18 protein-coding genes are annotated in these 23,339 nt (G+C 63.7%); 4 read left to right on the top strand and 14 right to left on the bottom strand.

The features are described 5' to 3' along the window. Nucleotides 1-645, bottom strand: a complete 645-nt coding sequence (locus ACO07K_RS27255) for a sulfotransferase family 2 domain-containing protein (protein ID WP_422033514.1) — start codon at nucleotides 643-645, stop codon at nucleotides 1-3. Nucleotides 646-1,301: 656 nt separating this feature from the next. Here ACO07K_RS27255 and ACO07K_RS27250 point away from each other — a divergent pair. Next, nucleotides 1,302-1,979, top strand: a complete 678-nt coding sequence (locus ACO07K_RS27250; protein ID WP_422033512.1) for a class I SAM-dependent methyltransferase — start codon at nucleotides 1,302-1,304, stop codon at nucleotides 1,977-1,979. 166 nt (nucleotides 1,980-2,145) lie between these two features. Here ACO07K_RS27250 and ACO07K_RS27245 read toward each other — a convergent pair whose 3' ends face one another. From ACO07K_RS27245 to ACO07K_RS27235, 3 genes are read right to left on the bottom strand one after another with little or no spacing between them, the layout of a single operon-like run. After that, nucleotides 2,146-5,103 (bottom strand): glycosyltransferase family 9 protein, encoded by a 2,958-nt coding sequence (locus ACO07K_RS27245; RefSeq protein ID WP_422033510.1) that lies wholly within the window; start codon nucleotides 5,101-5,103, stop codon nucleotides 2,146-2,148. Next, on the bottom strand, nucleotides 5,100-5,924 hold the full coding sequence (locus tag ACO07K_RS27240) for a hypothetical protein (RefSeq protein WP_422033508.1): 825 nt from the start codon (nucleotides 5,922-5,924) through the stop codon (nucleotides 5,100-5,102). Before ACO07K_RS27240 ends, ACO07K_RS27245 begins: the two co-directional genes overlap by 4 nt. A 53-nt stretch (nucleotides 5,925-5,977) precedes the next feature. Further along, nucleotides 5,978-8,662, bottom strand: a complete 2,685-nt coding sequence (locus ACO07K_RS27235) for a hypothetical protein (RefSeq protein WP_422033506.1) — start codon at nucleotides 8,660-8,662, stop codon at nucleotides 5,978-5,980. Nucleotides 8,663-8,998: 336 nt separating this feature from the next. Between ACO07K_RS27235 and ACO07K_RS27230 the strand changes: the two genes are divergently transcribed. Continuing rightward, a complete protein-coding gene (locus tag ACO07K_RS27230; protein ID WP_422033504.1) occupies nucleotides 8,999-10,033 on the top strand; it encodes a hypothetical protein in 1,035 nt (344 codons plus the stop codon). Nucleotides 10,034-10,238: 205 nt separating this feature from the next. Next, entirely contained in the window at nucleotides 10,239-10,631 is a 393-nt protein-coding gene (locus ACO07K_RS27225; RefSeq protein WP_422033502.1) for a DUF6165 family protein, read from the top strand. A gap of 285 nt (nucleotides 10,632-10,916) precedes the next feature. Here the strand turns inward: ACO07K_RS27225 and ACO07K_RS27220 are convergent, their stop codons facing one another. The 6 genes from ACO07K_RS27220 to ACO07K_RS27195 all read right to left on the bottom strand — a co-directional run bounded on the left by ACO07K_RS27220 (nucleotide 10,917) and on the right by ACO07K_RS27195 (nucleotide 17,090). Then, on the bottom strand, nucleotides 10,917-11,615 hold the full coding sequence (locus ACO07K_RS27220; protein ID WP_422033500.1) for an ABC transporter ATP-binding protein: 699 nt from the start codon (nucleotides 11,613-11,615) through the stop codon (nucleotides 10,917-10,919). Beyond that, nucleotides 11,602-12,387: an ABC transporter ATP-binding protein gene (locus ACO07K_RS27215; protein ID WP_422033499.1), complete on the bottom strand. Its 786-nt coding sequence runs from the start codon at nucleotides 12,385-12,387 to the stop codon at nucleotides 11,602-11,604. Before ACO07K_RS27215 ends, ACO07K_RS27220 begins: the two co-directional genes overlap by 14 nt. Continuing rightward, nucleotides 12,387-13,547 (bottom strand): branched-chain amino acid ABC transporter permease, encoded by a 1,161-nt coding sequence (locus ACO07K_RS27210; RefSeq protein ID WP_422033498.1) that lies wholly within the window; start codon nucleotides 13,545-13,547, stop codon nucleotides 12,387-12,389. Before ACO07K_RS27210 ends, ACO07K_RS27215 begins: the two co-directional genes overlap by 1 nt. Continuing rightward, the gene (locus tag ACO07K_RS27205) at nucleotides 13,544-14,449 is read right to left on the bottom strand and encodes a branched-chain amino acid ABC transporter permease (protein ID WP_422033497.1); all 906 of its coding nucleotides are present in this window, start codon (nucleotides 14,447-14,449) and stop codon (nucleotides 13,544-13,546) included. The genes ACO07K_RS27210 and ACO07K_RS27205 overlap by 4 nt, the downstream gene beginning before the upstream one ends. A 24-nt stretch (nucleotides 14,450-14,473) precedes the next feature. Further along, nucleotides 14,474-15,694 (bottom strand): branched-chain amino acid ABC transporter substrate-binding protein, encoded by a 1,221-nt coding sequence (locus tag ACO07K_RS27200; RefSeq protein WP_422033495.1) that lies wholly within the window; start codon nucleotides 15,692-15,694, stop codon nucleotides 14,474-14,476. An 88-nt stretch (nucleotides 15,695-15,782) separates the two neighbouring features. Then, a complete protein-coding gene (locus tag ACO07K_RS27195; protein WP_422033493.1) occupies nucleotides 15,783-17,090 on the bottom strand; it encodes an LLM class flavin-dependent oxidoreductase in 1,308 nt (435 codons plus the stop codon). Nucleotides 17,091-17,443: 353 nt separating this feature from the next. Between ACO07K_RS27195 and ACO07K_RS27190 the strand changes: the two genes are divergently transcribed. Further along, nucleotides 17,444-18,397, top strand: coding sequence for a LysR family transcriptional regulator (locus tag ACO07K_RS27190; RefSeq protein ID WP_422033491.1), 954 nt, complete (start codon nucleotides 17,444-17,446; stop codon nucleotides 18,395-18,397). Nucleotides 18,398-18,400: 3 nt separating this feature from the next. Here the strand turns inward: ACO07K_RS27190 and ACO07K_RS27185 are convergent, their stop codons facing one another. Genes ACO07K_RS27185 through ACO07K_RS27170 form a run of 4 tightly spaced genes read right to left on the bottom strand, consistent with a single transcriptional unit; the run spans nucleotide 18,401 to nucleotide 23,321 of the window. Beyond that, nucleotides 18,401-19,720: an LLM class flavin-dependent oxidoreductase gene (locus tag ACO07K_RS27185; protein WP_422033489.1), complete on the bottom strand. Its 1,320-nt coding sequence runs from the start codon at nucleotides 19,718-19,720 to the stop codon at nucleotides 18,401-18,403. Then, entirely contained in the window at nucleotides 19,717-20,772 is a 1,056-nt protein-coding gene (locus ACO07K_RS27180; protein ID WP_422033487.1) for an NAD(P)/FAD-dependent oxidoreductase, read from the bottom strand. The genes ACO07K_RS27185 and ACO07K_RS27180 overlap by 4 nt, the downstream gene beginning before the upstream one ends. 42 nt (nucleotides 20,773-20,814) lie before the next feature. After that, entirely contained in the window at nucleotides 20,815-21,135 is a 321-nt protein-coding gene (locus ACO07K_RS27175; RefSeq protein ID WP_422033485.1) for a putative quinol monooxygenase, read from the bottom strand. A gap of 2 nt (nucleotides 21,136-21,137) precedes the next feature. Then, on the bottom strand, nucleotides 21,138-23,321 hold the full coding sequence (locus ACO07K_RS27170; RefSeq protein ID WP_422033483.1) for a molybdopterin-containing oxidoreductase family protein: 2,184 nt from the start codon (nucleotides 23,319-23,321) through the stop codon (nucleotides 21,138-21,140). Between the last annotated feature and the right edge of the window lie 18 nt (nucleotides 23,322-23,339).

The raw sequence follows: 23,339 nt of genomic DNA, 5'->3' as shown, positions 1-23,339 counted from the left end.
TTACTTTTCAAATCTGAACTTGAAGAACTCGATGTCCTCGCCCAACCGATCCGCCACCATTTTGCGCATGTCGTCGTCGTAATATTCCGTATAGTGCTTGCGTTTCGTTTTCATGGCGTGCGGAAAGTCGGCAGCTGAGAAGGGAATGCCGGTTTTGGCACAAACCTCACCCAGGCCCTCCACGAGCTTTTCGAAGCGAATGACATAGTCGATGGCGATCTTTCCCGGCTCCGTCTGGATGTACGGAAGCGCCCTCGGAAAGGGATTTCGCTCGTAGAACCATTCCTTGAAGGACAATACGTCGGTGCCATCCCGGCCGCCGGTTTGGCGCGCATACTCGTAATAGGAGACGATCCGATCCCAGGAATTCCTGACGACCGCGAACTTGAAGTAGGAATTCCAGACATCGTCACTGACGATGCCCTTGATGTGCGCCCCAGTGAGATGCTGCGCCTGCCGAAGCACACGGTTCGTCACCGGGCTGCGCAACCTGAGGGTTTCCAGGTCTTTGCGGTCACCGAACTTTCTACCGTAGAAATCCCAACGCTCGCCGCCGGTCTTAGCCTTCAAATACTGGTGAACGCTCGTACCGCCACTCTTTGGGATATGAATAAAAATAGCTCGGTGTTCGTGGTTAATTGGCATTCGATCAATCTACCTCTGGTTTTCCCACACCACATCATGCCTTACTGCAACTTCCGAGGGACTTCACTTCGGGTTGGCCCAAGGAGGCTGGCTTGCAGTCCTTTGGACCAATCGCGCCGGCAGAAAATTCGTCCGCACAGTCTGACAAGTACTCGACGAGTATCTTAGACCTATCGAAGAAATGCCACCACTGGCAGCCTTCCTGCGAGCCGGCGCAGTGAGAATTGCCGGCAAAAAGCAAGAAATCGCCTCGATACCGACTTCCCTTCTCTCCTCGCGCCAGCAGCGCCTCGTTCAGACCTCCCGCAACCTGGATATCTCGCCGATGCTCACGGTGAGTTAGCCTACTCCTGTCATGACAGAGACCAGCGCTCCCTGGGGTGCGCCCCACGAGACCGTTCGCGGACGCGACTCGGACCGGCAGGCGTGCCCTCTCCAGACATAATAAAGGGCTTAGAACTGACCGCCGAAAAACGACTGGCATGCTTCGAGGAGAAAGGCATCACTTCTACCGTCGCCCTTGCATTAAAGCGCAATCCCAACTCTATATCGTCCGTATTTATGGACGCTAGGCGCTCCCGTCGCGCGATTACCTTGACACTTTCGAATTTAGTTTGCAACGTTCAAACAGCGCGGCGTGCCGTGGTGAGGGAAACATGAAGTATCTGGAATTCCTGGGGCATCTGCACAGTGCAGTCGATCCGAACTATTATGTCGAGATCGGAATTCGAAATGGGGCGGCCTTGTCCCGCGCGACGAAGTTTGCCGTAGGCATAGATCCGAGATTCCAGATCACCTTTCCGTTCACGGCATTCACAAAGCTCTTCCGTTCGACGAGCGACGATTTCTTTCAGCAGCACGATCTTCGACAGGAACTTGGCGGAAATGCCGCACAGCTGGCATTCATCGACGGTTTCCACAATTTCGAGTTCGCCCTTCGCGACTTCATGAACGTCGAACGCAATATGACGACTGACGGGATCATCGTGGTCGATGACGTCCGCCCGCGGACCGTTCGGGAAGCGCAGCGCGCCCCAACCGGAGGCGCCTGGACGGGCGATGTGTGGAAGCTCTACTTCTGCCTCAAGCAATATCGACCGGACCTCGAGATCATTTGCGCCGGCACCGAACCCACCGGGCTGCTGCTGGTGAGAAAGTTGAATCCCGCGTCGAACGTCATTGCAAAGAACTATGACAAGATCGTCGCCGAATACCTGTCCGACGAATACGGAAACTACCCTGACAGCGCGTACCTCGAAGGCTTCGACGAGCCGGAAGACATACTTAAGAAGCGCTTTAAGTTCGCTGTCCCGCCCTCTCCGCAGAACGCTTAATGGTGACCTCGGCTATTGCCGCTGGAATAGTCGGGTAGCTGCAATCGAAGGTCAGAGTCAGGGGCGCTGCCCGTCCACCGGCGCAGCTCTCGACGGTAAAGCGGGAATAGACGCGTAATTCGGTTTCCTCCGGCGCTTTTGCCGGAGGAAACCGCGGACCTTGGCTCTACGTGGTCTCCCTTTCCCGCATGAGCGGCAATGCACGCCTTCCAAAACAGGCCGTGCGGACCGCCTCCACCCAAGCCTCACCGAGCGCTTCGTCCTCCGGCATGATCGCGCCGAACGCAGCGGCTGTCGGCGAAGCCGCCACACAGGTTTTCCCTTGCTCAAGGAAAGACCATCCCTCCGTGCACAAGTCGGCCGGTTCGGGGGACACCTGAACCAGCACGTCACACTTATCCAGCACTGCAGCCCAGTCTATCTTTTGGCGACGCAGGAGGCATTCGACGTTGGGCTCAATGCCTCGCCAACTCATGTCCGATACCACCGTAAAGGCCACCTGCGGCAAGCGCCGGACGACGTAGCGCGCGATCGCGATCGCCTCGGGCGAATTGATCAGCAGGAGCACCTTGCCCTGCGACGAATGGCTCAAGCCGCTGGGCCGCATCGCCGGGGGCAAGCGAGCGATCATCTCGTCCAATCCCACCGCGCGATCCGGCTCAGTGGAATTCAGCCTCGGGGGAGTCAGGCCGACCTGCAGCTCGTCTCCGAGCGATGTCGCAAACCCATTCGCGTTCCAGAGTCCGCGCGTCACGACGCCCATTCGCCACACGTCTGGCGCAAGCTCCCGGAAGATTTCCGGAGCGGCGCCATCGACATCGACCACGAAGCTCGGTTTGATCGCCGCCGTCAGGCGCAGCCAGTCATCGTCATACCAGGCCTGCGAGCCATTGATGACGCGGACATTGTCCCGCAGTTCTGGCGCCCGTCGCGGCACCAGCGTATCCGTCGAGACGAGATACACGCTCGAGTGGTGCAGGGCGAAGATCCGCGCCAAACGGTGGATCGCTGCGCCTGCATAACCAGGCTTCTTGATTCGCGAATCGAACGAGCGGCAAACGACAAGCACGGGCCCGTTTGCGGCGCGCGCGAGCACCGTCGCGATCTCGTCAGAGATCTCAGGCAGTACCGTCGCAGGGTGGGAACCGCCGACCGCCGGTTTGGGCAACAGGATGGCCTCGATGTCCCGGTCCGTCAGCCTTGCCAGAGACGCTTTCAGGAACTCGGACAGCTTGGCGTCCCCCGACAGCAACTCGTGCATATCGGCCTGACGCGCTCGTTCGGCACCCTCGCGCGTAGAGAGCAACATCTTCAGGTGCTGCCGCAGGGCCCACTTCTTCAACGGTCCCGAGATTCGCTCGGAGGCCCCTCGCAGCAGTTGAGCGGCGCGCCCCGACAGGCCACGACTCGCCAGCGGCAGCGTAATGCACTCCAGCAGCGCTCTCGACTCCTGCAGCCGAAGGCCGAAGGAAAACAGTTCGTCGACCGACGCGTCCGAGACCGCCCATCGGGCGGCGTCGCTTCTCTCGTTCACCAGAACATCCAGGGCCTGGCCAACGTCCCGCAGGAGTGAGCTGTCATACTTCCCGGTGCTCAGGCCCGCGTTTAGGAACTCTTGTGCACCTTCATAGTCTCCGAAGCGGATCATCTGAGCGCCAACGGCTGCATGCAGGTGTGGCAGGCTCGGCATGAGTTCGACGCGGCGTGACCGCGACGTCGCCGCACTCTCCCGCAAGTCGAACGACCGCATCTCATCCAGCACAAGGTCGCGATCCACGCCGCGCGGCCGCGCCTCCATCCCAATGTGCCCCAGCATCTCGTCGACGACCGGCTGCACGCGGTCGGCGGAAATCGAGGACATACAGACCGGCTCCGCACACGCCAGCCAGTCGCGCCGGAAATTGCACGGACCACATTCACCCGCGTTCCGGATGATCCGCGCGTAGGGCTGCATCGGCCCATTCTTCGTAATGCCCGTAGGGCCGAAGATCCAGATCGTCGGCAAACCGATCGCGTCCGCCAGATGCGCCATGCCTCCGTCGTGACTTACGAAGAGCCTGCACTCCAGCATGCGGACGATCGTGTCGCGGATACTAAGTCCCGTGGCATCGACCGTCTGCGGGACGTGCTCCTCCGGAAGGCCGAACGTGACCACTTCGTGCCCGGCGGTCATGAGTTTTGCGGCGAGCGCGCCGATGCCAGGCCACTGTCTCTTCGCCCACGCCCCTTCCTTGATCCCGTTGGCGATACCGATCCGGTTTGTGGCTGGCCGCTCGTAGCGGACATTGCGAACGAAGGGCGGCGGAATTTCCTCCTCGCTGCGGGGGACATTCTCGGAAATCGCCTCGAGCCCGAAAAAATTCTGCAGCGGTTCCGACACGAAGCGGCCGTGCAGGTTGTAATCGAATGCCTTGTTTTGCCGGATCCAGCGATCGGCCGTACAGAACGGTTCCAGAGGCGCAGACGCAACGGCCGAGATCAGGATGCTATAGTGGCGTCCGGCCGTCCAACTGAGATCGGGATAGACGAACCCAAGGTGTTCGCTCTCGGTGAACAGCGACACGGCTTGCTGCAGCGCCCCCGATACATAGAGCGTGATGCGCTGCCCCAAGGTCTCGCTCAGCCAGCGAAGCATCGGTGTCCCGGCGAGCATGTTCCCGAGCCCGGAGCCGAGGATCACCGCGCTGCGTTCATGGCGCGCCCCAAGAGCTTCGAGCAGCGTAAGCTCAGGTACGCCGACGAAGAGATGGTCCTCGATCAGAAGGCGCAGCCGCTCGGGTGCGTTTGCCACGGAGTCCACGCGCCGAAGCGCGCGCTCGAATTCTGGTGTCTGAACGAAGTCGGCCAGGTCCTCCCGCAGCGCATAGGGTCCGAGATCCCAGACGAGCCATGCGGCGAGCGGGGCGAGGGCCAGGATGTCCGCCGCTTCACCCCCAACCACGACGACCACAGCAGGTTCACGCTGAAAGGCCTCGGCAATGACTTCGGCCGCGCTTCCTGTGACGACAGCCGGCGCGAAGTCTCCGCCCGTTCTCAGCTGTGATATGGATGGCGCGGAATCCCAGGGCGGGCATCCCGGGCACCACAGCAGGACGCAGGTCCTGTGTTGCCGGAGCATCATCATGCGAGGACTCTCTGCGCATCGAGTTCCGACTTCGATGGCAGCCGAATCTCGTCCAGCGGCTCAAGATACATGATCGTCCGGTCGTAACCTCGGCGGGCGAATCTCTCCGGGGTCATGTGCAGCCCCCGCCGGCCGATGTACCGCGCATTGTTCGTCCAGGTCGAGACGCGGTGTATGCCATGGATTTCCATCGCCATGTTTTTCACGCTGTCCTGCGAGGAAAGGTAACCTCGCCCGCCCTTGCCGAGGCTTGTCAGGAGCTTCTGGATTTCATCCCGCTTCCGGCTTCTCTCACGATAGGGCACGTCCTCGATGATCCGAAGATACTCGCTGACGATCTCATCCCGCTTCAGCCAGCACTTGCGCGTCAAGCCGAAGGCCCAACTATGCTCGTTCATGAGACAGAGTTCGCGCCGCCTCTCGCGCTGCACCGCCAGCGGCGTACTCGGATGCAGGCCGTAGGCGGTCACCATACCGATATAGTCGCAAGCGTCCGCCATCTGGAGGAGACGCACGATCACGTCGATATAGAAAGGCGACAGCAGCATGTCGTCTTCGAGGAAGAGCGCGAAGGGGAACTTTCGTGTGAGGAAGAGATAGCGCTCCGCGCGGTCGAAATTCTTCGCCACACCGAGATTTTCGGCCGTGGTGAAAACGGCCGCGGACGGGAAGTAGCTGCTGAACGTCTTGACCGATCGGTCGATGGCATCAGGGTCGGCAACCCGAACATCCGATCCGGGAACGATGGCGCCATCCTGGAAGAGCATCGGCTCGACCCGCACGTCGCCGGGGAGTTGTTGCCGGGCAAGCGTCTGGAGCACGCCCTCGAGATATTCGGGCCTGTCGAAAGACATGACGGCCACAGGGAGAGTTATCATGTCGGGAGAGCCTCGCGCGCGACGAGGAGATTACGGTGCCTCAGGTTCCGGGCCAGAACCGAAGCGGCATCCTGCGGGAGCATCGTCGAAACGAACTGCAGGTGTTTCGTTCGCACCATGAAGCCGCACTCGATCACGGGTCCTTCTGCCCGCTCGGCACACTGATGGATGAGCACGAGGTCTTCGTGCTGCAACCGCGCCTCCAAGATGACCTTGATGCTCTCGGGTGAAACCGGTGCACCGCCGTGCAGGATCAGGGTCCACTCGGTGATCGCCGGAAGGGCGCCGCAAGTCTCGCCCGGAGCGGCCATGGCGAGGGCGGGCGCTGGCTCCACATCGTTGAAGTACCGATGCGGCCAGTTCGTGTCGATTGCAGCGGAGGTGAGGAAGATGCTGATCGAGCCATCGATGGATGGAGACTGCGCACCCGCGAGCCGCGACAGAGTTCTCTCCGCGTCGTCATTCGCCCCCTCGAAGGCCGGCGCCGCCCATTGAACCCAGCCCATGGGAAACGTGTCCCGCGCCATGCGGCGGTGAACCGTCGATCTTGAAAGGAGCCGCGAAACGCCCTGGGCCTCCGTACTGACGCCAGCCGCTTCCAAGTATTTGCCTTGCTGCACAAAATTGTCGACGAGCGCACGCTGGATGTCGGGTGACTTGATTTTCCGAGCGCGCATGTCGGCCGCGAGGGCCGCGGCTTCCCCGTCCCACAGCCGCCGCAGGTCTCTCAGACGCGCCCGCTCGATCTCTGGGGAGGCCTGATCGTCGGGCGACAGATTGCGGGGGGCCTGATTGGCCAGGGCATGGCGTCCGAGCCGGAACAGTTGCGTTTGCACCTCGGACGCAAGCCTCACGGGCACGGCATCGCTGATCTGGTGCAAGAAAATTGCAAAATCCGCAAGTGCCTCCTTCTGGGGCAATTGAGCGATAATGCGCCACTCTTCCGAAGCGGCAGACTTGGGAAGATTCGTCATGATGCGCCGGGCCAGATGCTCAAGCCCGCGCGGCCGGTTCGCCATCCGGAGCCACAGCGCATCGAACGCGTCCTGAACCGCTGCGGTAAGACCTTCACCGCTCTCGTCGACAATCCGGACAAGCAGAGCATCGGTCAGCAAATCATCCGAGAACGCTTCTCCATGCGTCCTCAGAATCTCGTCGAGCACGCCCCCTCGCCCCATACGCAGCAAGGCTTTGACCAGGGAAATGGCATCCCTCGTCTGCAGAAGAGCCGCCCATTCCGCCGTCGTAGGCGAGATTCTCACCGCCGTCTGAAATTCGCGCAGCTCGTCTTGCGCCTTGAGGCGCACGCGCACCGTATGCTCGAGCCCGTCCATCAGCGCGAGTGGCGTTTCGAATACGAACGCCCGCGCAAATCCCTTGCTCCAGAGAACCGATGCGGGAGCGAGGCCCGCGGACACCTCTCCGTCGATGACAAACTCGACCGCATCCTCTTCGTCGAACTGCAACGCGACCGTCAGGCCGGCCACCGTCACGCGAACCCGCTCGATTTCGAGATGGAGTTTTGGTGCCGAATGCTCCGGGATGTCGCTCCAATTCCCGCTCCAGAGAGGCGTGCCGTCTGCCGTCAGCACCCGGATCCTCCGGCTGCCGTCGACCTGATGCGATCTTCCCAGTCGCCAGACCGCACCCCCGTCCGGATTTCCCTCTGGAGCCACCTCTCTCGCGCCCAGATAGACGCGAATGTTATTGACCTTGGATTGCAGGAACCTCCCGGCGCGGACCAGCGTAAGGCTCGCCAGCAGCCCCGGATCCGCCGATTCCCCGCCGCTATCGCGGGTCGGCTGGGTCGAACGGCTCATCCGAAATGGAATGCTCGGAAACACGTGCGCCTCGGGCTGGCCAATCGCCAGGCTACCGAAAATGGCGCGCACCTCGTCCAGGCTCGGGGGGAGCTGGAAAGTCAGCGCAACCCCTTCCGCCCCGTTTGAAACCGCCACCGGCTCGAGCTTCAGGCCCTCGACGAAAAGGCGAACATCGGGAACAGGATTGAGCCCTACATTCAGATCGAAGTGCAGGTCCTCCCCCTTGCTCCGCGCGCCAAAGCGGAACGGCTGCTCGGAGTGCAGCCCGAGGTGCCGGCAGAGCAGAACGCGCTGAAGGAGATAAGTGGCTTTCGCCGTCGGGCGCGCGAGCGACAGGACTTCGACGACCAAGTCGGAGCCCAGGGCCATCAGCAGCGCCCCACTCCAAGTCTCTGCCCTGGCCAACCCGGGCAGGCCCAGGACGGCTGCTACACGCTCTTTGAACTGCTCCGTCGGACGTCCTCGTTGCATGTCCTGCGGTACAGACCGCACAGAGATGAAGAACTCGAGGATGCTGTCGAAGGACCCTGAATGGAGAAGGCGCTCCCAGAAGCGCTGGTCCGAAAGCGCATCTTCCTTGTCACTCTGCTCTCGGTCGGTGAAGAGCAGGCAAAGCGCAGCTCGATCCTCCCTCGAAAGCGTGCCCCGGCTTGACTGTCCGCTATCCTTTGCCATGACCACGTCGGCACCCGTGGCGCCACCTTTCTCGGGCATCGCAAGCGCCGTCGATGCCGCTCCGTGCGTTGATTCCGCCAATGCTGCGCCAACGGCAGCACCGACCCGCCCCTGCCTTCTGATCCGCTCGATCAGGCCGGAAGCCTCCCCAGGCACGGCACCCTCGACATTGACTTTCGTCATAGAGATCCCACGCCCACCTGAGTAAACCCCTATTACAATACGAACACCCGGTCACGGATTTTCACCCGATCCGACGCACGAAGCGGGCCATTTGGGCCTCGCTAATACGGGCCGATTACCAGCTCATATAATATGCAAATCGGCGTCCCGATCCTGCGGCACGGGCGCAGGGCGGCCAATCGGTCCTAAGCATGATGATAACGCCATAAGGTCAGCCCACCTTCATATCAAAGTCAACCCGAACTGCCACCGAACTGCCAGGATCAACGGCCGGTACGGAACGCGCATTGCCATGCGCACCTTGATCGAACTTGCGGCCCATCCTAGGAACGTATGATGAAACTCTGGCTACATATCGGCACGAAGAAGACTGGAACGACCTCGCTCCAGCACTTTCTGCGCGCCAACGAGGCGCTATTGCGGCAACAAGGCATGCTGTTGCCCAATAGCTTCGGGAATATCGAGGCGCGGACTCTCACCCAGATCTTCCGGAAGCCGGGCCAGCCAGACCTTTCCGTGCCAGCTTGGGCACACTTTCGTAAATCTGTCGAAGACGCCGAGCGGACCGGCATAGACAGTGTGGTCCTGTCTGCCGAGAGCCTCGTCGATCTCGGCCGGCGGCAAGTGGTGTCCCTTGCCAACCGACTTGGGGACATGTTCTCGAGTATCAAGGTAATACTTTACATCCGCCGCCAAGACCGCGTCGCCGTAAGCCATTACTCAACCGCCCTCCGCGGTGGAGGCGTCCCCGAGAAGTCGTTTTCGGATCGCCTCGGGCCGACCCGTCGCGCCATGCTCTATGGCACGCTCATGACCGACTGGGAGCGCGCCTTCGGACGGGACGCTGTCGTGATCCGCCGCTTTGCCCCTCAGCTGCTGCTCGAGGGCGACGTGATTGCGGACTTCTGTTCGTTAATCGGCGTGGACCACAAGAGACTCTATGCCCTGCCCCGGGAAAACGAGGCGCTGCCGGGCATGAGCGCGATTTTCCTCCGGTTCCTGAATAAATTGGATCGGGAGCACGAGCACGTGCTGAAGCCTGTTCGCACCCGGATCGTGCAGGCGCTGGAACGCGCCGACGGGAGCGGGATCGCCCTCCCCAAGCCGTCTCGGGGAGAAATGAGAGAATTCCTGGCGTCATTCGACGCACAGAATGAACTGGTGAGGCGCCGCTATTTCCAGCAGGAGGCGCGCTTATTCGACGATGATTTCACGATGTATCCGGACAAAGTCCGGGAAACGGCGCAGACGCTCACCTTCGAACAGACAATGGAGCTCGCATACGCTTGCTTCGTTGCACTCTCCGGTTTGCCCCGGCCAGCCGGCGCTGCCGCACCACGCCCGGAAAAGCGCCAAAGCCGAACCTCTTAGCAAGGAGGATGGGTGGGCCTGGTGTCACGCAGTCGATTGCAGCTACGCGGATTGGCTTTCCGGCCACAAGACCGGAGCCTGAACAGTTGGTTGGGTCATCGGCAGCAGGAGGATGGCCTGTCCGGCTTTCTCGTTGCCGACACATCCCTCGAGTTCCTAAACTGAATGCAGAGCGGTGGCACATCGCCATCCAGGCGGAGGTACGATGTCGAGCAAGATACTAGTTGAAATCTCGCCGGGTGAGCTGATCGACAAGCTCACGATTCTCGAAATCAAACTGGACCGCATCGGTGACGCGGCAAAGCTGGCGAACGTGCGCCGCGAATACGAGCCCCTCAAGGAAACCCTGCGCAAGGGCTATCCAGAGACGACCGAACTGGCCGCCCTGACCACGGAATTGAAGCGCATCAATCAGGCGCTCTGGGACATCGAAGACGATATTCGCGATTGCGAGCGTGCAAGCGATTTCGGCGACCTCTTCATCAAGCTCGCTCGGTCCGTCTACCGCACCAACGACGAGCGGGCCGCCGTCAAGCATCGCATCAACACGCTCCTCGGCAGTGCGATCATCGAAGAAAAGAGCTACGCGAAATACTAGAGGCCTCCGTAGCTCTGCCGAAGACGAAGCCGCGGCGCGTTTGCGCCGCGGGCGGTGCCGCCCGAGACGGTACATCGGCGGGACGCCCATCGGTTCGATCGCCCGCACGGTCGACAGATAACGCAACCGACTGAACTCTCGGGCCCTCTTGGGTGCTCACGTTGGGTGGCGTCCCGGAGTGGTCAAAAGAGAGAGCCAGCAGCCTAAGCGGCCAGCAAAGACTGCTATTGTTGGCGTGATGCCCCGTCTGGCACGACGGAGCACGACACCCACGTCCAAGAGGAGCTAGAGATAGGCTTCGACGACCATGTCTGCCTGCTGCAGCCATTCCGCGCTGCCTTGCAGGACGATCTGGCCGCCTTGCATGACGTAGCCGCGGTGGGCAATGCGCAGGACGGCGAAGGCATTCTGCTCGACGACGAGCACCGACACACCCTGACTCTGGATCTCGCCGATCGTGTCGAGCACCTGATCGACCAGCACCGGCGACAGGCCCATCGAGGGCTCGTCCATGAGCAAATAGCGCGGCCTTGCCATCAGGGCGCGTCCGATCGCCAGCATCTGCTGCTGTCCGCCGGACAGCACCCCGCCGACATCGTGGCGTCGTTCCTTGAGCACGGGAAACATAGTGAACATCCGGTCGAGATCGTCTTGATACTCGACCGAGGTCGAGCGCCGCGCTTCGGCGCCCATCCGCAGATTCTCCTCGATCGTCAGCGGCGCGAAGATGCGCCGGCCTTCGGGCACGATGGCGATGCCCCGCCGCACGATCTCGGCGGTATCCGAGCCGAGTTGCTGGCCGTCCAGCGATACGGTGCCGCTCCACGAGCGCACCAGGCCCAGGATGGTCAGGAGCGTCGTCGACTTGCCGGCGCCGTTGCTGCCCAGCAGGCAGACGATCTCGCCCGGCGAGACGTTGATCGATACGTCGTTGAGAACCTTGGCGCGGCCGTAACCGGCGCTCACGCCTTCAAGACTGAGCATCGGCATAGCTCCGGCCAAGATAGGCTTCGATGACATTCTTCTGGCGCCGGACCTGGTCGAACGGCGCGTCGGCGATCTTCTTGCCGTGATCGAGCACGATGACGCTGTCGGTCACGCCCTCGATCAGCCTCATCTTGTGTTCGACGAGGATCACCGTGAGACCGCCCACCGCCAGCCCCTTGATCTCGCGCACCAGGGTGCGGATCTCATCGGGCGACATGCCCGCTGCCGGCTCATCCAGCAGCAGGAGGCGCGGGCGCAGCGCCAGGGCGCGGGCGATCTCGAGGCGCCGCTTGTCGGCATATGGCAAGGTGCCCGCCTGCACGTCGGCACGTCGGACGAGGTCATCGCTGAACGAGGCCAACAATGCCATCGCATCGCGCGCGGCGTCCGCTTCCCGTCGCAACTCGCTTCCCAGCCCGAGGAGCGCCGGGAAATACGCGCCGCCGCGCGCTGCGTCGGCGCCCACCATGACGTTCTCTAGTACGCTCAGCTCGTCGAACAGGCGGATATTCTGGAACGTGCGGGCAATGCCGATGCGGGCGATTTCGAACGATTTGCGCCCCGCCACCGACTGCCCGTCGAACAGGATGTCGCCGGCGCTCGGGACGTAGACCCCGGTGATCATGTTGATCAGCGTGGTCTTCCCCGACCCGTTCGGCCCGATGATGCCCACGATACTGCCGGCATGAACGTCGAAGGACACGTCGTCGACGGCGACCAGCCCATCGAAGTGCTTGGCCAGATTGCGGACACAGAGGATGGAGGTCATCAGCGGGCCGCCATCATCCGGCGCCCACGCATGATCATTATGATCAGCAGGGCGAGCGCGAACAGGAGCGGCCGGTATTCCTCGAAGGCGCGCAGCTTCTCCGGCAGCACAGCGAAGATCAGGGCCGCGGCCAGCACGCCGGGCAGGCGCCAGTTGCCGATGGCCACCACTGCGAGCAGCAGGATGGAATCCATGGTCCGGAAGCTCGACGGATCGATGTAGCCGACCATGTGGGCGTAGAGCGAGCCGGCCAGTCCGCCCAGGCAGGAGCCCGTCACGAAGCCAACCAGCTTGAGATGCGTGATGTTGAGGCCCGCCGCTTCGGCCGCGACCTCGTCCAGTCGCATCGCCGTCCACATACGCCCCCAGCGCGACCGGGTGATGCGCGTGAGGATGACGAAGGCGAGGACCAGGATGAAGAGGACGAGCATGTAGTAGCTTGCCTCGCCGGGCAGCGCGATCGGACCGAGTTCGATCGGCGCCGCGAAGTCCCAGCCGAACAGCACGGGCGTCTCGATGGCGGAGATGCCCTCCGTGCCGCCCGTCAGCCAGGTGAGATTGTTGATGAGCTGGATCACGATCAGGGAGAAGCCCAACGTGACGAGCGCGAGGTAATGCCCCCTCACCCGGATCGCCGGGAAGGCCACCAGCAGACTGAGCAGCCCCGCCACGATGCCCGCCAGCGGCAGGCATACCCAGAAGGGAAGGCCGAAGCGCACGTTGAGCAGCGCCGAGGCATAGGCGCCGATCGCGTAGTAGGCGACGTAGCCGAAATCGGCCAGGCCGGCATAGCCGATGGTCACGGTGAGGCCCAGCGCCATGAGGGCGAAGATGCCCGCCATGGCCAGCACATGGACCTGGTACTGGTCGTTGAGGATCAGCGGCAGGAGCACCGCGCCCATCAGCGCCACGGCGCCGAAGATGCCGCTCTGCTGCCCAATCGCGGTGACCAGTGGCAGACGCTGGCGCGCGATCCAGGCAGCGGCACCGCCGGCACAGGCCAGTACCGCGAGGTAGAGGAGCATCTGGTTGGCCGCCTGGATATGCATACCCACGAGGATCAAACCGAGCACTCCTACGCCCAGCACGGCCGCCAGCAGGCGAGCGAGACCCTCGCGGGCAACGCGCGGCGTGACGACCTCGACCGAGGGGGCGCTCATACGCGGCTGCTCTTCTTGGTGCCCAGCAGGCCGTCGGGCCGAAGCTGCAGACACAGGATCAGGAGCGCGAAGGTGACGACGTTCTTGTAGGCCGCCCCCTGGGGAAGATAGCCGCTGACCAGCACCTCGATGATGGCGAGGAGAAAGCCTCCCGCCAGCGCACCATAGACGTTGCCGAGGCCGCCGATGACGGCCGCGGTGAACCCCTTCAACCCGGCGATGAAGCCCATGGTGAAGGAGACGGAGCCGAAATTGAGCCCCTCGACGATACCGCCGATCCCGGCAAGGCCGGAGCCAAGGGCAAAGGCGAACCCTACCGTGCGATCGACATTCACGCCCATCATGCGGGCGCCGATTGGGTCGGCCGTGATCGCCCGGATCTGACGGCCAAGACGCGTGCCATTGATGATGAAGTGCAGGCCCGCAATCAGCACCAGCGCGAGCACGATCACGAAGATCTGCACCTCGCCGATGACCGCGCCAGCGAAGGAGAAGGAGCGCAGGGCGAACGGATCGGGGAAAACCTGTGGGTTGGCGCCATTGGGAAAGAATACGAGCACGCATTGCTCGAGCACCAGATAGACCGCGATCGACGTGATGAGGAAGACGAGCGGCGGTGCCTGCCGCAGCGGCCGCACGGCGACCCTCTCGACCAGCATGCCGAGCGCGCTGGCGAACAGCAGCCCGCCCATCGACATGGCCACGAGCGCCAGGCCCGACGAAAGGCCCTCGCCGATCGCCGCGCGATAGGCGGCGACGGCGGCGAAGGCGCCGGCCATGTAGACGGCGCCATGCGCCAGGTTGATGAGATTCAGCATCCCGAAATAGAGGGTGAATCCCACCGCGATCAACGCGTATTCGCTGCCCAGTACGAGCGCGTTGACGAGCTGCTGTGACAACATGACGAGGCCCCCTGCCCGGCTACATCACTTCCACGGCAGGTCCCAGACGCTCTGGCGCTCGGCCACGACGATGGCGCCGTCGGGCTTGCTGTAGTGCGTCAACGTCCACTTCCCGCCCTTCACCATATAAAAGGCGAGCACTTTCTGTGCCGCGTCGCCCGGGCGGGGGAACGAGAGCGGTCCCAGCGCCGTGCTGAAGGTGCCGCTCTTCAGAGCATCGACGACACCCTTTCGGGTCGGCTCGCCGGTCGAAGCCGCCTTGGCGACAGCCTGCGTCACCGCTTCGATCGCGGCGTAGGCGATCAGCCCGTAGGTCTCATAGGGCTTGTCGTAGCCGGCCTTCTTGTAGGCCTCGATGAAGGCTGCGCCACCCGGCGTCGCATCGTACGGCAAGCCATAGAAGAAGGCGTAGGTGCCGTCGGCCGCCGCGCCCGCTGCCTCGACATAGGTCGGAGTCATGGTGCCCGAACCCGTGTAGTAGAGCGCCGGCACTTCGAGGCGCACCATCTGCTGGCGCAGCAGTGCGGCCTCGGTCGTCACGCCGCCGAAGAAGATGACGTCCGGCTTCAACGATTTGGCCTTGGTCAGAACGGCGGTGAAGTCCTTCTCGCCCACGGCGATGCTGTCGGCGCCGAGCTTGCTGCCGCCCGACTTCACGGCGTTCTCGTCGAAGGCGGTGACCAGAGACTTGCCGTAGTTGGTGTTGTCGTCGATCAGGAAATAGGTCTTCTTGCCGAGCGTCGTGAACGGCATCTTCGCCGCCATCTCGAGCTGCCACAGGTCCGACGGCGCGATGCGGAAGATCTCGTCGCCCTTCTGTTCCGCGGTGATCTTCCAGTTGATGGCGCAGGGATTGAGATTGGCGAGGCCGCGGCGCTGGAAGACGTCACGCGTCGCCAGCGCGACGGGCGAGTTCCAGTGCGCCGAGCAGGCCAGCACGGACGGATCCGAGGCCGCACGCGTCACCGCCGCCACACCTTCGCTGGGCAACGAATGGTCGTCGAGCTTCATGAGCTCGAACTGGAGGTTCGCGAGCTTCCCGGAAGCATTTATCTGGCGCACGGCAAGGTCCATGGCGTTCATCATGCCGATGCCGACGGCGGCGTTGGGACCGGAGATCGGCAGCACCGCGCCGATCTTCACCTGCCGTGGCGCCGCCATGGCGACGCGCCCCAGCATCGGCATCGCCAAACCTGCCGCCGCCGCACCTGCGAGCGTCCCGCGCCGACCGATCAACTTGCTCATCCTTGCCTCCATCGAAGTTCCCACTGCGGGTCTGGTCCCGCCCCCAAAACCTTCACGCCCGGGTCGATCCCCACCCCGGGAACGCGCCTCACGCAGACATCTGTGACGGCACGGTCGGCCGCCCGATGCCGAGATGATCCCGCAGCGTCGGACCGCTGTACTCGCGCCTGAAAAGACCGCGCTCCTGCAGGATCGGCACCACGTCGTCGATGAAGTCGCCGAAGCCGTCCGGAAAGCTTGGCGGCATGACGATGAAGCCGTCGGCCGCATCGTTCTCGAACCAGTGCTGGAGCGTGTCGGCGATCGTCTCGGCGCTGCCGCACAGCACCCAGTGACCGCGGGCGCTGGCCGTCAGATTGTAGAGATCGCGCAGGGTCATCCCGTCGCGCCTCGCCTTGGCGAGCAGCACACGGGCGAAGGAATGCGATGTATCGGCAAGCGTCAGGTCGGGCACGGGCGCGTCGAGCTTGTGCTCCGCCAGGTCGATGCCGAGACGCTCCGAGAGCAGGACAGTCGCCACGCCGTCGTCGATCTCGCCCTGCAGGGCCGCGAGCTTCTCGAATGCCTCCGCATTCGTGCGGCCCACGATCGGCATCACGCCGGGCAGCAGGGACACGTCGCGAGGCGAGCGACCGTACTGGGGCAGCTTGGCTTTGAGCGCCCGGTAGGATTGCTGCGCCTCGGTGAAGTCCTGGACGACCGAGAACATCACGTCCGCGGTTCGCGCTCCGAGCAACAGCCCCTGCTCCGAACCGCCGGCCTGAAGCACGACGGGGCGGCCCTGCGGCGTCCGTCCGATGTGCAACGGTCCCTTGACCTTGAAGAAGTCGCCCTCGTGGTTCAGCGTGCGGATCTTCGACGCGTCGACGTAGATGCCGCGCTCCTTGTCCTTGACGATCGCGTCGTCATCCCAGCAGTCCCACAGGCCCAGCACGACATCGACGAACTCGGCCGCACGCTCGTAGCGGCTGTTGTGCTGCGGATGCACGGTCCCGAAGTTGGACGCCGATGCCGCGTTCATGGTGGTGACGAGGTTCCACGCCGCGCGGCCGCCGCTGATGTGATCGAGCGAGGCGAACGCACGCGCCACCGTGAAGGGATCGCTATAGGTCGTCGAGACGGTCGCGCCCAGCCCGATATGAGATGTCACCATCGCGATGGCGCCCAGCATCGTCAGCGGCTCGAAGCGTACGATGAACGACGGATGCGCCTTCGGATCGGCATGCAGATGGTCGCTCATGAAGATCATGTCGAACTTGCCGCGCTCGGCCATCTGCGCGATCTGGCGGACCATGTCGATGTTCGTGAAGCTGTCAAAGGCGCCGGGTTGCCGCCACGCCGCCGGATGATTGCCTGTGCCCTGGAGAAACAGGCCGAGATGCATTTGCCGCGTCACTGATCCCCCACTCGTGCTGGCGCTTTGCGGGAAGCAAAGGGGCGATTGATCCCGCCGGTCCCGGTGCCGGACACTTCCGACAAGCGCTGAAGGGACCGAAGCCATATGCGTGCCATGTGGAATTGCCTCATCCGCGGGAACAAGCTCCGTTCGAAACTTCATCCACTCCGCGTTCGAAAATTCGGGCAGATCGTGCGAGCGCACAATCGGCATAGTTCTGCACACTCTGTTGCCCAAACGTGAACGGCACGAAGCTTGCTGTTTGCAGGATGGACTCGTCGGAGCCATTCAATGACAGGGATCCTCGTCGGCACCCGCTGCCCGCCCGTCACGACCGTCCCAAAGGCGCGTCCGTGAAAAAGAAGCCGCATGCGCAGCTCCAGATCCACGCAAGTTGGGTCGTTTATTTCCACGAGATCACGCGTTGCGGATCGATCCGCGCAGCGGCGCGAAAACTCAACATCGCGCCCTCGGCAATCAGCCGCAAACTGAAGGATCTCGAGGGCATCCTGGGTGTCCAGCTTCTCGAAAAGACATCGACCCGGCTGCGGCCGACCGCGGCCGGCGAATTCGTGGCGTCACATGCCATGCAGGTCCTGCGCGACCTCGACCAGATGCGGGCCCATCTCGACGATCTGAACGGCCTTCGCAGCGGCCATGTGAAGATCGTGGCCGTCCAGGCGGCCGCCACCGAATTCCTGCCCAAGGCCCTCTCGAGCCTGGTCGAGCGCTATCCACGGGTGACTTTCGAGTGCGACTTCACGGGGTCGGCAAACGTGATGCCGCAACTGATGGCGGGAAACGCCGATATCGGCATCGCCTTCCATTCGAGCGCAAACCGCAAGGTGCGACACCTCATCAGCGTGCCCATGGCCTTCGGCATCATCGTCGCTCCCGGCCATCCGCTGGCCCAACTCAGGGTCGTCCGCCTGCACGATCTCGAGGACCAGCCCATCATCCTGCCCGATTCCTCGGTCAGCTTCCGGATCGTCGTCGATCGCATGCTGGAGGGCCGATCCTTCCAATTTCGCAACACCGTGACGGCATCGGACCCGAACTTCATCGCGGCGATGGTGCGCTTCGGTGCCGGAGTCGCGTTTCAGACGCCGGTCGGCGTGGAGCCGCAGCTGCGCGACGGATCGCTCAAGTTCATCCCCCTCCAGGACCGCAACCTGAAGCCGCCGGAGCTCATCATCGGCACGGCCGTCAATCGCTCGGTATCGCCCATCGTGAGCGCCGCCGCGGAATCGCTGCGACGAGCGGCGGCCGCCCTGATGGAGGAATACGTCAACTCGGACGAGGACTGATTTTCACGACGCTTTTCGCTGCGCCGACGTCCGCGCGACCGGGGGCCGGGCAAGGCCGAGATGATCGCGCAACGTGTCGCCCTCATAGTCGAGGCGGAAGAGTCCGCGCTCCTGCAGGATCGGCACGACCATCTGCGTGAAGTCGTCGAACCCGTGCGGATGCGTGGCGGGCATGATGTTGAAACCATCGGCCGCGCCGTTCTCGAACCAGTGCTGCAGCGTATCGGCCACCGATTCCGCGCTGCCGCAGAGCACCCAATGGCCGCGTGCGGCCACCGTCAGGTGGTAGAGATCGCGCAACGTCATGTTCTCGCGCCGCGCCTTGGACAGGAGCACGCGCGTGAAGCTGTGATAATGGTCGGACAACGGAAGTTCCGGCACCGGCCCGTCGAGATCGTAGGCCGAAAGGTCGATGCCGAAGCGTTCCGACAGGACGTTGATGCCGCTGCCACCGGCCGTGTAGCCCTGAAGCACGGCCAGCTTGTCGAAGGCCTCGCGATCGGTGCGGCCGACCACGGGCATGACGCCTGGGATGACCGTGACATCGTCCGGCCGGCGGCCGTATCTCGGCAGGGAATCCTTGACCTGCGCATAAGCGACGCACGCCTCTTCGAAGTCCTGCACGACCGAGAAGACGACGTCGGCGGTCCGCGCCGCCAGCGCAATGCCCGCTTCCGATCCGCCCGCCTGGAGAAGGACCGGCTGACCTTGCGGAGCGCGGCCGATGTTGATCGGCCCGCGCACCTTGAAGAATGTCCCTTCGTGATCGAGCGGATGCAGCTTCTGCGGATCGATGTAGAGGCCGGTCGCGGCGTCGGCGACGATGGCGTCGTCATCCCAGCAATCCCACAGGCCCCGCACCACATCCACGAACTCCCCCGCCCGTTCGTAGCGACGCGCATGATCGGGATGGTCGATGCCGAAGTTCACCGAGGCCGAGGCGTTCGCGGTCGTGACCGCGTTCCAGGCGGCGCGGCCGTGACTGATGTGATCGAGCGACGCGAAGGCGCGCGCGACCGTGAACGGGTCGCTGAAGGTGGTGGAGACGGTGGCGCCCAGGCCGATCTTCTTCGTCGCCACCGCGACGGCCGCCAGCAGCGTCAGCGGCTCGAGGCGAAGCGTGAAGGACGGATGGCCCTTGGGATCGGCATTCAGATTGTCGCCCATGAAAATGAGGTCGAACTTGGCGTCCTCGGCGGCACGCGCGATCTCGAGCACCGTGTCGATGTCCTGGAAGCTCCTGGTCGCGCCCGGATGACGCCAGCCGCCGGTATGGCTGCCTGTCCCCAGCAGGAACAGTCCGAGATGCATCTGCCTCTTCATGGCGATCGCCCTCCAAGCTCGCTTTGTGTCCGCTCCCGGAAGAGCGGCGACGATGTGCTGTATTCCGTGGACGGGCTCTCACCGGGTCGGCAGCGCCGTGCCGCAGCCGCAGCCATCAGGGCGGCCTCGTGGAATCCCGAAAGAATCAGCTTCAGCTTCCCCGGATAGGTCGCGATGTCGCCGATCGCGAAGACGCCCGGCAGCGATGTCTCGAACCGTTCCGTGTCGACCGGCACGAGCCCGTCACACAGATCGAGACCGAACCGGGCGAGCGCGCCCTCCCGCATGACGAAGCCGAAGAAGACCAGCAGCCTGTCGGCCGGCACCACGACCCGCCCTTCGCGTCCATGGACTGTTACAGCTTCCAGGCTGGGCGCCGTACCGTGCAGGTCGATGACCCGCCCGGTCAGGCGGCGCACCCGTCCCTCCTCCACCAAGGTCTGCAAGCGCGCCGTCGAGTGCTTCTGGGCCCGCAGCTCCTCGCGCTGGTGAACCAGCACGATTTCCGAAGCCACCGGGCAAAGGGCCATCGCCCAGTCGACCGCGGAATCGCCGCCGCCCGCGATGACGATCCGTTCGCCGGCATGCGCCTGCACGTCCGGCACGGCGTAGCGGACCGCTCCGCCCTCGAACTCCGCGAGGCGGCCGAGATTGGGCGGCGTCTTGGGCGTGAAGCTGCCGCCGCCCGTGGCGATGACCACGACCGACGCCTGAAGCACCAGCCCCTTGTCCGTCGTGACCAGCCACTCGCCTTGAGCGGTCCGTTCCAGCGACGCGACCTGCTGCCCCATGTGATAGACAGGCGAAAAGCACGCTGCCTGCATCGTCAGGCGCTCGACCAGTTCAGCCGCGCCGATCGCCGGACAGGCTGGGATGTCGTAGATCGGCTTGTCGGGATAGAGCTCTATGCACTGGCCGCCGACGCGGTCGAGCGCATCGACGAGCTGGCTCGTGAGGCCGTGCACGCCGAGCTGGAACGCGGCGAAAAGACCGCATGGTCCGGCGCCTATGATGATCGCATCCGAATGCCGTGCCAGGCGCTCGTCAGACATCAGACCGCTCCACGGCGCAAACTCGCATTGCCCCGGCACCCTCTAGGATGCGGCCAGCGAGCCGCCTGCCCGAACCACGATGCCATCGAAGTTCAGGACCTCGACCGGCCCTGCAAGATGCGGACCTATCGCCGCCCGCCAGGCCTTCACCCCCTCCGAGTTCCGGAACGTGACGGTGTGATCCTCGAGCGTTCGCCACAGCACGATCATGCGGAAGCTGCTGGGATGCTCGACGCATTGGCGGACTTCCATCGAGAGGCAACCCTCTGCCTCCGAGAAGATCTTCTGCCCCACCGAAGCCGCCGCCTTGAAGGCATCGATGGCTTCGGGCTTCACATCGACCTTCGCAATTTCAACGATCATGTTCATTCTCCTGGCGGCGGGTCGGGCAGCACGTCGCACAGGACGGCCTTCAACGGGCTCGACCCGAGGATCGGGTCGCAATCGTCCGGATCGTTCCCGAGCAGCACGTTCGAGCAGGTCTCGAAGATGCCAAAGTCGGGTCCCTCAGCATCGGGCAGCCACCAGCCGTGCGGCACCGAGACTGTGTCGGCTCGCGTGCGCTGGCTGATGCGTACGCGCAGGCGCATCCGGCCATGGCGGGTCACCACCCAGGCCATCGCGCGATCCGCGAGGCCACGCGCCCGTGCCGTGTCCGGATGGATCTCCAGCAGCGGCTCCGGATTGAGGCGACGCAGCGTCGAAAGCGGATGTCCGTTCGAGTTCCAGTAGGTCGGCGTGCGCACACCGGTGTTCAGGATCAGCGGGTAGAGCTGATGCAGGGCCGGCGTCGAGACCGGACTCTCGGCCGGTTCCTCGTAGACCGGCAGTGGCGGATAACCCCACTGCTCGAGCTGCGTCGACCACAGTTCGAACTTGCCGGTGGGCGTCCCGAATCCTTCCTGCTCGTACTTGCGATAGGCGATCGGGACGGTCACGTAGTCCCTCTCGCGGAGTTCGTCCCAGCCCATCCCGAAGGGCGCCAATGCCTCCTCCGCGATGCCCTCCGCCGTGCCGTACTGCTCGCCCAGGCCCAACGCGACCGCGAGGTCGGCGAAGAAGTCCCAGTCCGAGCGGCGCTCGGCGATCTGGACGGCGGCGCGGGTCGACGTATCCATCAGGGTGCCGCCCGGCCCCTTGATGTGCATGTAGAGACGCGGCTCGGTGCGCTCGAGATTGCTGGCCGCCGGCAGCACGATGTCGGCCAGTGCAGCCGTCGGCGTCATGAAGATCTCACTGACCACCAGCAGGTCTAGCTTGCGCAGCGCGGCGGTGACCGCCGCCGTGTTCGGATAGCAGACGGCGGGATTGTTGCCGACCACCAGCAGCCCGCGCACCTTGTAGGGCTTCTCCGTCAGGATCGCGTCGAACAGGCTCGGCGGATGCGCGTAGACCGTGGGCCGCAGGGTCAGGCACTTGAAGCGATCCGCGCCTATGCGCTTTTCCGCCTGGCCCGGCGGCAAGGCCTCATAGCGCTCGGTGTCGCCGAGCTTGGGCGAGGGCCAAAAGCAGTTGCCGCCCGGCGCGTCGAGATTTCCAGTGATGCCGATCAGCGCGAGGATCGCCCGGTTCGACTGCACGGCATTGCGCCCGATATGGTCGGCGCCCGTGCCCCACACCATGTTGGCCGGCTTGGTCGTGGCATAGAGGCGGGCGGCCTTGCGAATCTCCTCGGCGTCGCAGCCTGTGATACCGGCCACGACCTCGGGCGTATAAGCCGCGACCATCTCGCGATAGGCCTCGAAGCCGTGACACCAGTTCTCGACGAAGGCCTTGTCGTAGAGGTTTTCCGCGATGATCACGTTGGCCCAGCCCAGCGCCATCGCGCCATCGGTGCCCGGACGCAGCGGCAGCCAGATGTGACCCGGCCCGCACGCGGACGGCCGGCGCGGATCGACGATGATGCTGACAGGCTTGCCGCGGAACGCATCCGTGACCGGCGTGTGCCCGATCAGGCCATGGTCGTTGGCGATGCGCTTCTGGGCGCCCCATTCCACGATGCATTTCGGATTGTTGAAGAAATCGGGAATCGCCACGACGTCCCAGCCGCGCGCCGCGAAGCGGCCAGTGGCCATCAGCGTGCAGGCCGCGGTGCGCGGTCCGTAACAGTAGTAATTGATCGATGCGATGTTCGGCGTGCCGAAGAGGTTGGCGAGGCGGGTCACGATCTGGTTGTTGTTCATCGATACGCCGCGGGCGAAGGCCACGGCCTCGGCACCGTCCTCGGCCTTGATCTCGAGCATCTTCCTCGCGATGAAGGAGACCGCTTCCGGCCAGCTCACGGCCTTCCACTTGCCGGCCCCGCGTTCGCCGACGCGCATCAGCGGTCGGTCGATTCGCGCCTCGTGATAGAGTTGCTCGACCGACGGCGCCCCTGCCTTGGAGCAGAGCTTGCCGCGGTTGACGGGATTGTCGGGATCTCCCGCGACATCCGTGACCACGCCGTCCTTGATCGTGACCAGGGTGCCGCAGCCGCCGTGGCACATGCGGCAGATGGCGCGGACAACCTGTTCGCTGCCGCTCTGCCGGACGATGAGGGTATCGGGCATGGCCTTCCCTTTTCCGAT

Source organism: Reyranella sp. (assembly GCF_965228225.1).
GTDB lineage: Bacteria > Pseudomonadota > Alphaproteobacteria > Reyranellales > Reyranellaceae > Reyranella.
This window is presented reverse-complemented; position numbering and strand designations above follow the sequence as displayed.

Excerpts from the sequence above, each read along its gene's own strand:
- ACO07K_RS27255 (WP_422033514.1), bottom strand. The coding sequence starts at position 645 with ATGCCAATTAACCACGAACACCGAGCTATTTTTATTCATATCCCAAAG.
- ACO07K_RS27250 (WP_422033512.1), top strand. The coding sequence starts at position 1,302 with ATGAAGTATCTGGAATTCCTGGGGCATCTGCACAGTGCAGTCGATCCG.
- ACO07K_RS27245 (WP_422033510.1), bottom strand. The coding sequence starts at position 5,103 with ATGATGATGCTCCGGCAACACAGGACCTGCGTCCTGCTGTGGTGCCCG.
- ACO07K_RS27235 (WP_422033506.1), bottom strand. The coding sequence starts at position 8,662 with ATGACGAAAGTCAATGTCGAGGGTGCCGTGCCTGGGGAGGCTTCCGGC.
- ACO07K_RS27230 (WP_422033504.1), top strand. The coding sequence starts at position 8,999 with ATGAAACTCTGGCTACATATCGGCACGAAGAAGACTGGAACGACCTCG.
- ACO07K_RS27225 (WP_422033502.1), top strand. The coding sequence starts at position 10,239 with ATGTCGAGCAAGATACTAGTTGAAATCTCGCCGGGTGAGCTGATCGAC.
- ACO07K_RS27220 (WP_422033500.1), bottom strand. The coding sequence starts at position 11,615 with ATGCTCAGTCTTGAAGGCGTGAGCGCCGGTTACGGCCGCGCCAAGGTT.
- ACO07K_RS27215 (WP_422033499.1), bottom strand. The coding sequence starts at position 12,387 with ATGACCTCCATCCTCTGTGTCCGCAATCTGGCCAAGCACTTCGATGGG.
- ACO07K_RS27210 (WP_422033498.1), bottom strand. The coding sequence starts at position 13,547 with ATGAGCGCCCCCTCGGTCGAGGTCGTCACGCCGCGCGTTGCCCGCGAG.
- ACO07K_RS27205 (WP_422033497.1), bottom strand. The coding sequence starts at position 14,449 with ATGTTGTCACAGCAGCTCGTCAACGCGCTCGTACTGGGCAGCGAATAC.
- ACO07K_RS27200 (WP_422033495.1), bottom strand. The coding sequence starts at position 15,694 with ATGAGCAAGTTGATCGGTCGGCGCGGGACGCTCGCAGGTGCGGCGGCG.
- ACO07K_RS27185 (WP_422033489.1), bottom strand. The coding sequence starts at position 19,720 with ATGAAGAGGCAGATGCATCTCGGACTGTTCCTGCTGGGGACAGGCAGC.
- ACO07K_RS27180 (WP_422033487.1), bottom strand. The coding sequence starts at position 20,772 with ATGTCTGACGAGCGCCTGGCACGGCATTCGGATGCGATCATCATAGGC.
- ACO07K_RS27175 (WP_422033485.1), bottom strand. The coding sequence starts at position 21,135 with ATGATCGTTGAAATTGCGAAGGTCGATGTGAAGCCCGAAGCCATCGAT.
- ACO07K_RS27170 (WP_422033483.1), bottom strand. The coding sequence starts at position 23,321 with ATGCCCGATACCCTCATCGTCCGGCAGAGCGGCAGCGAACAGGTTGTC.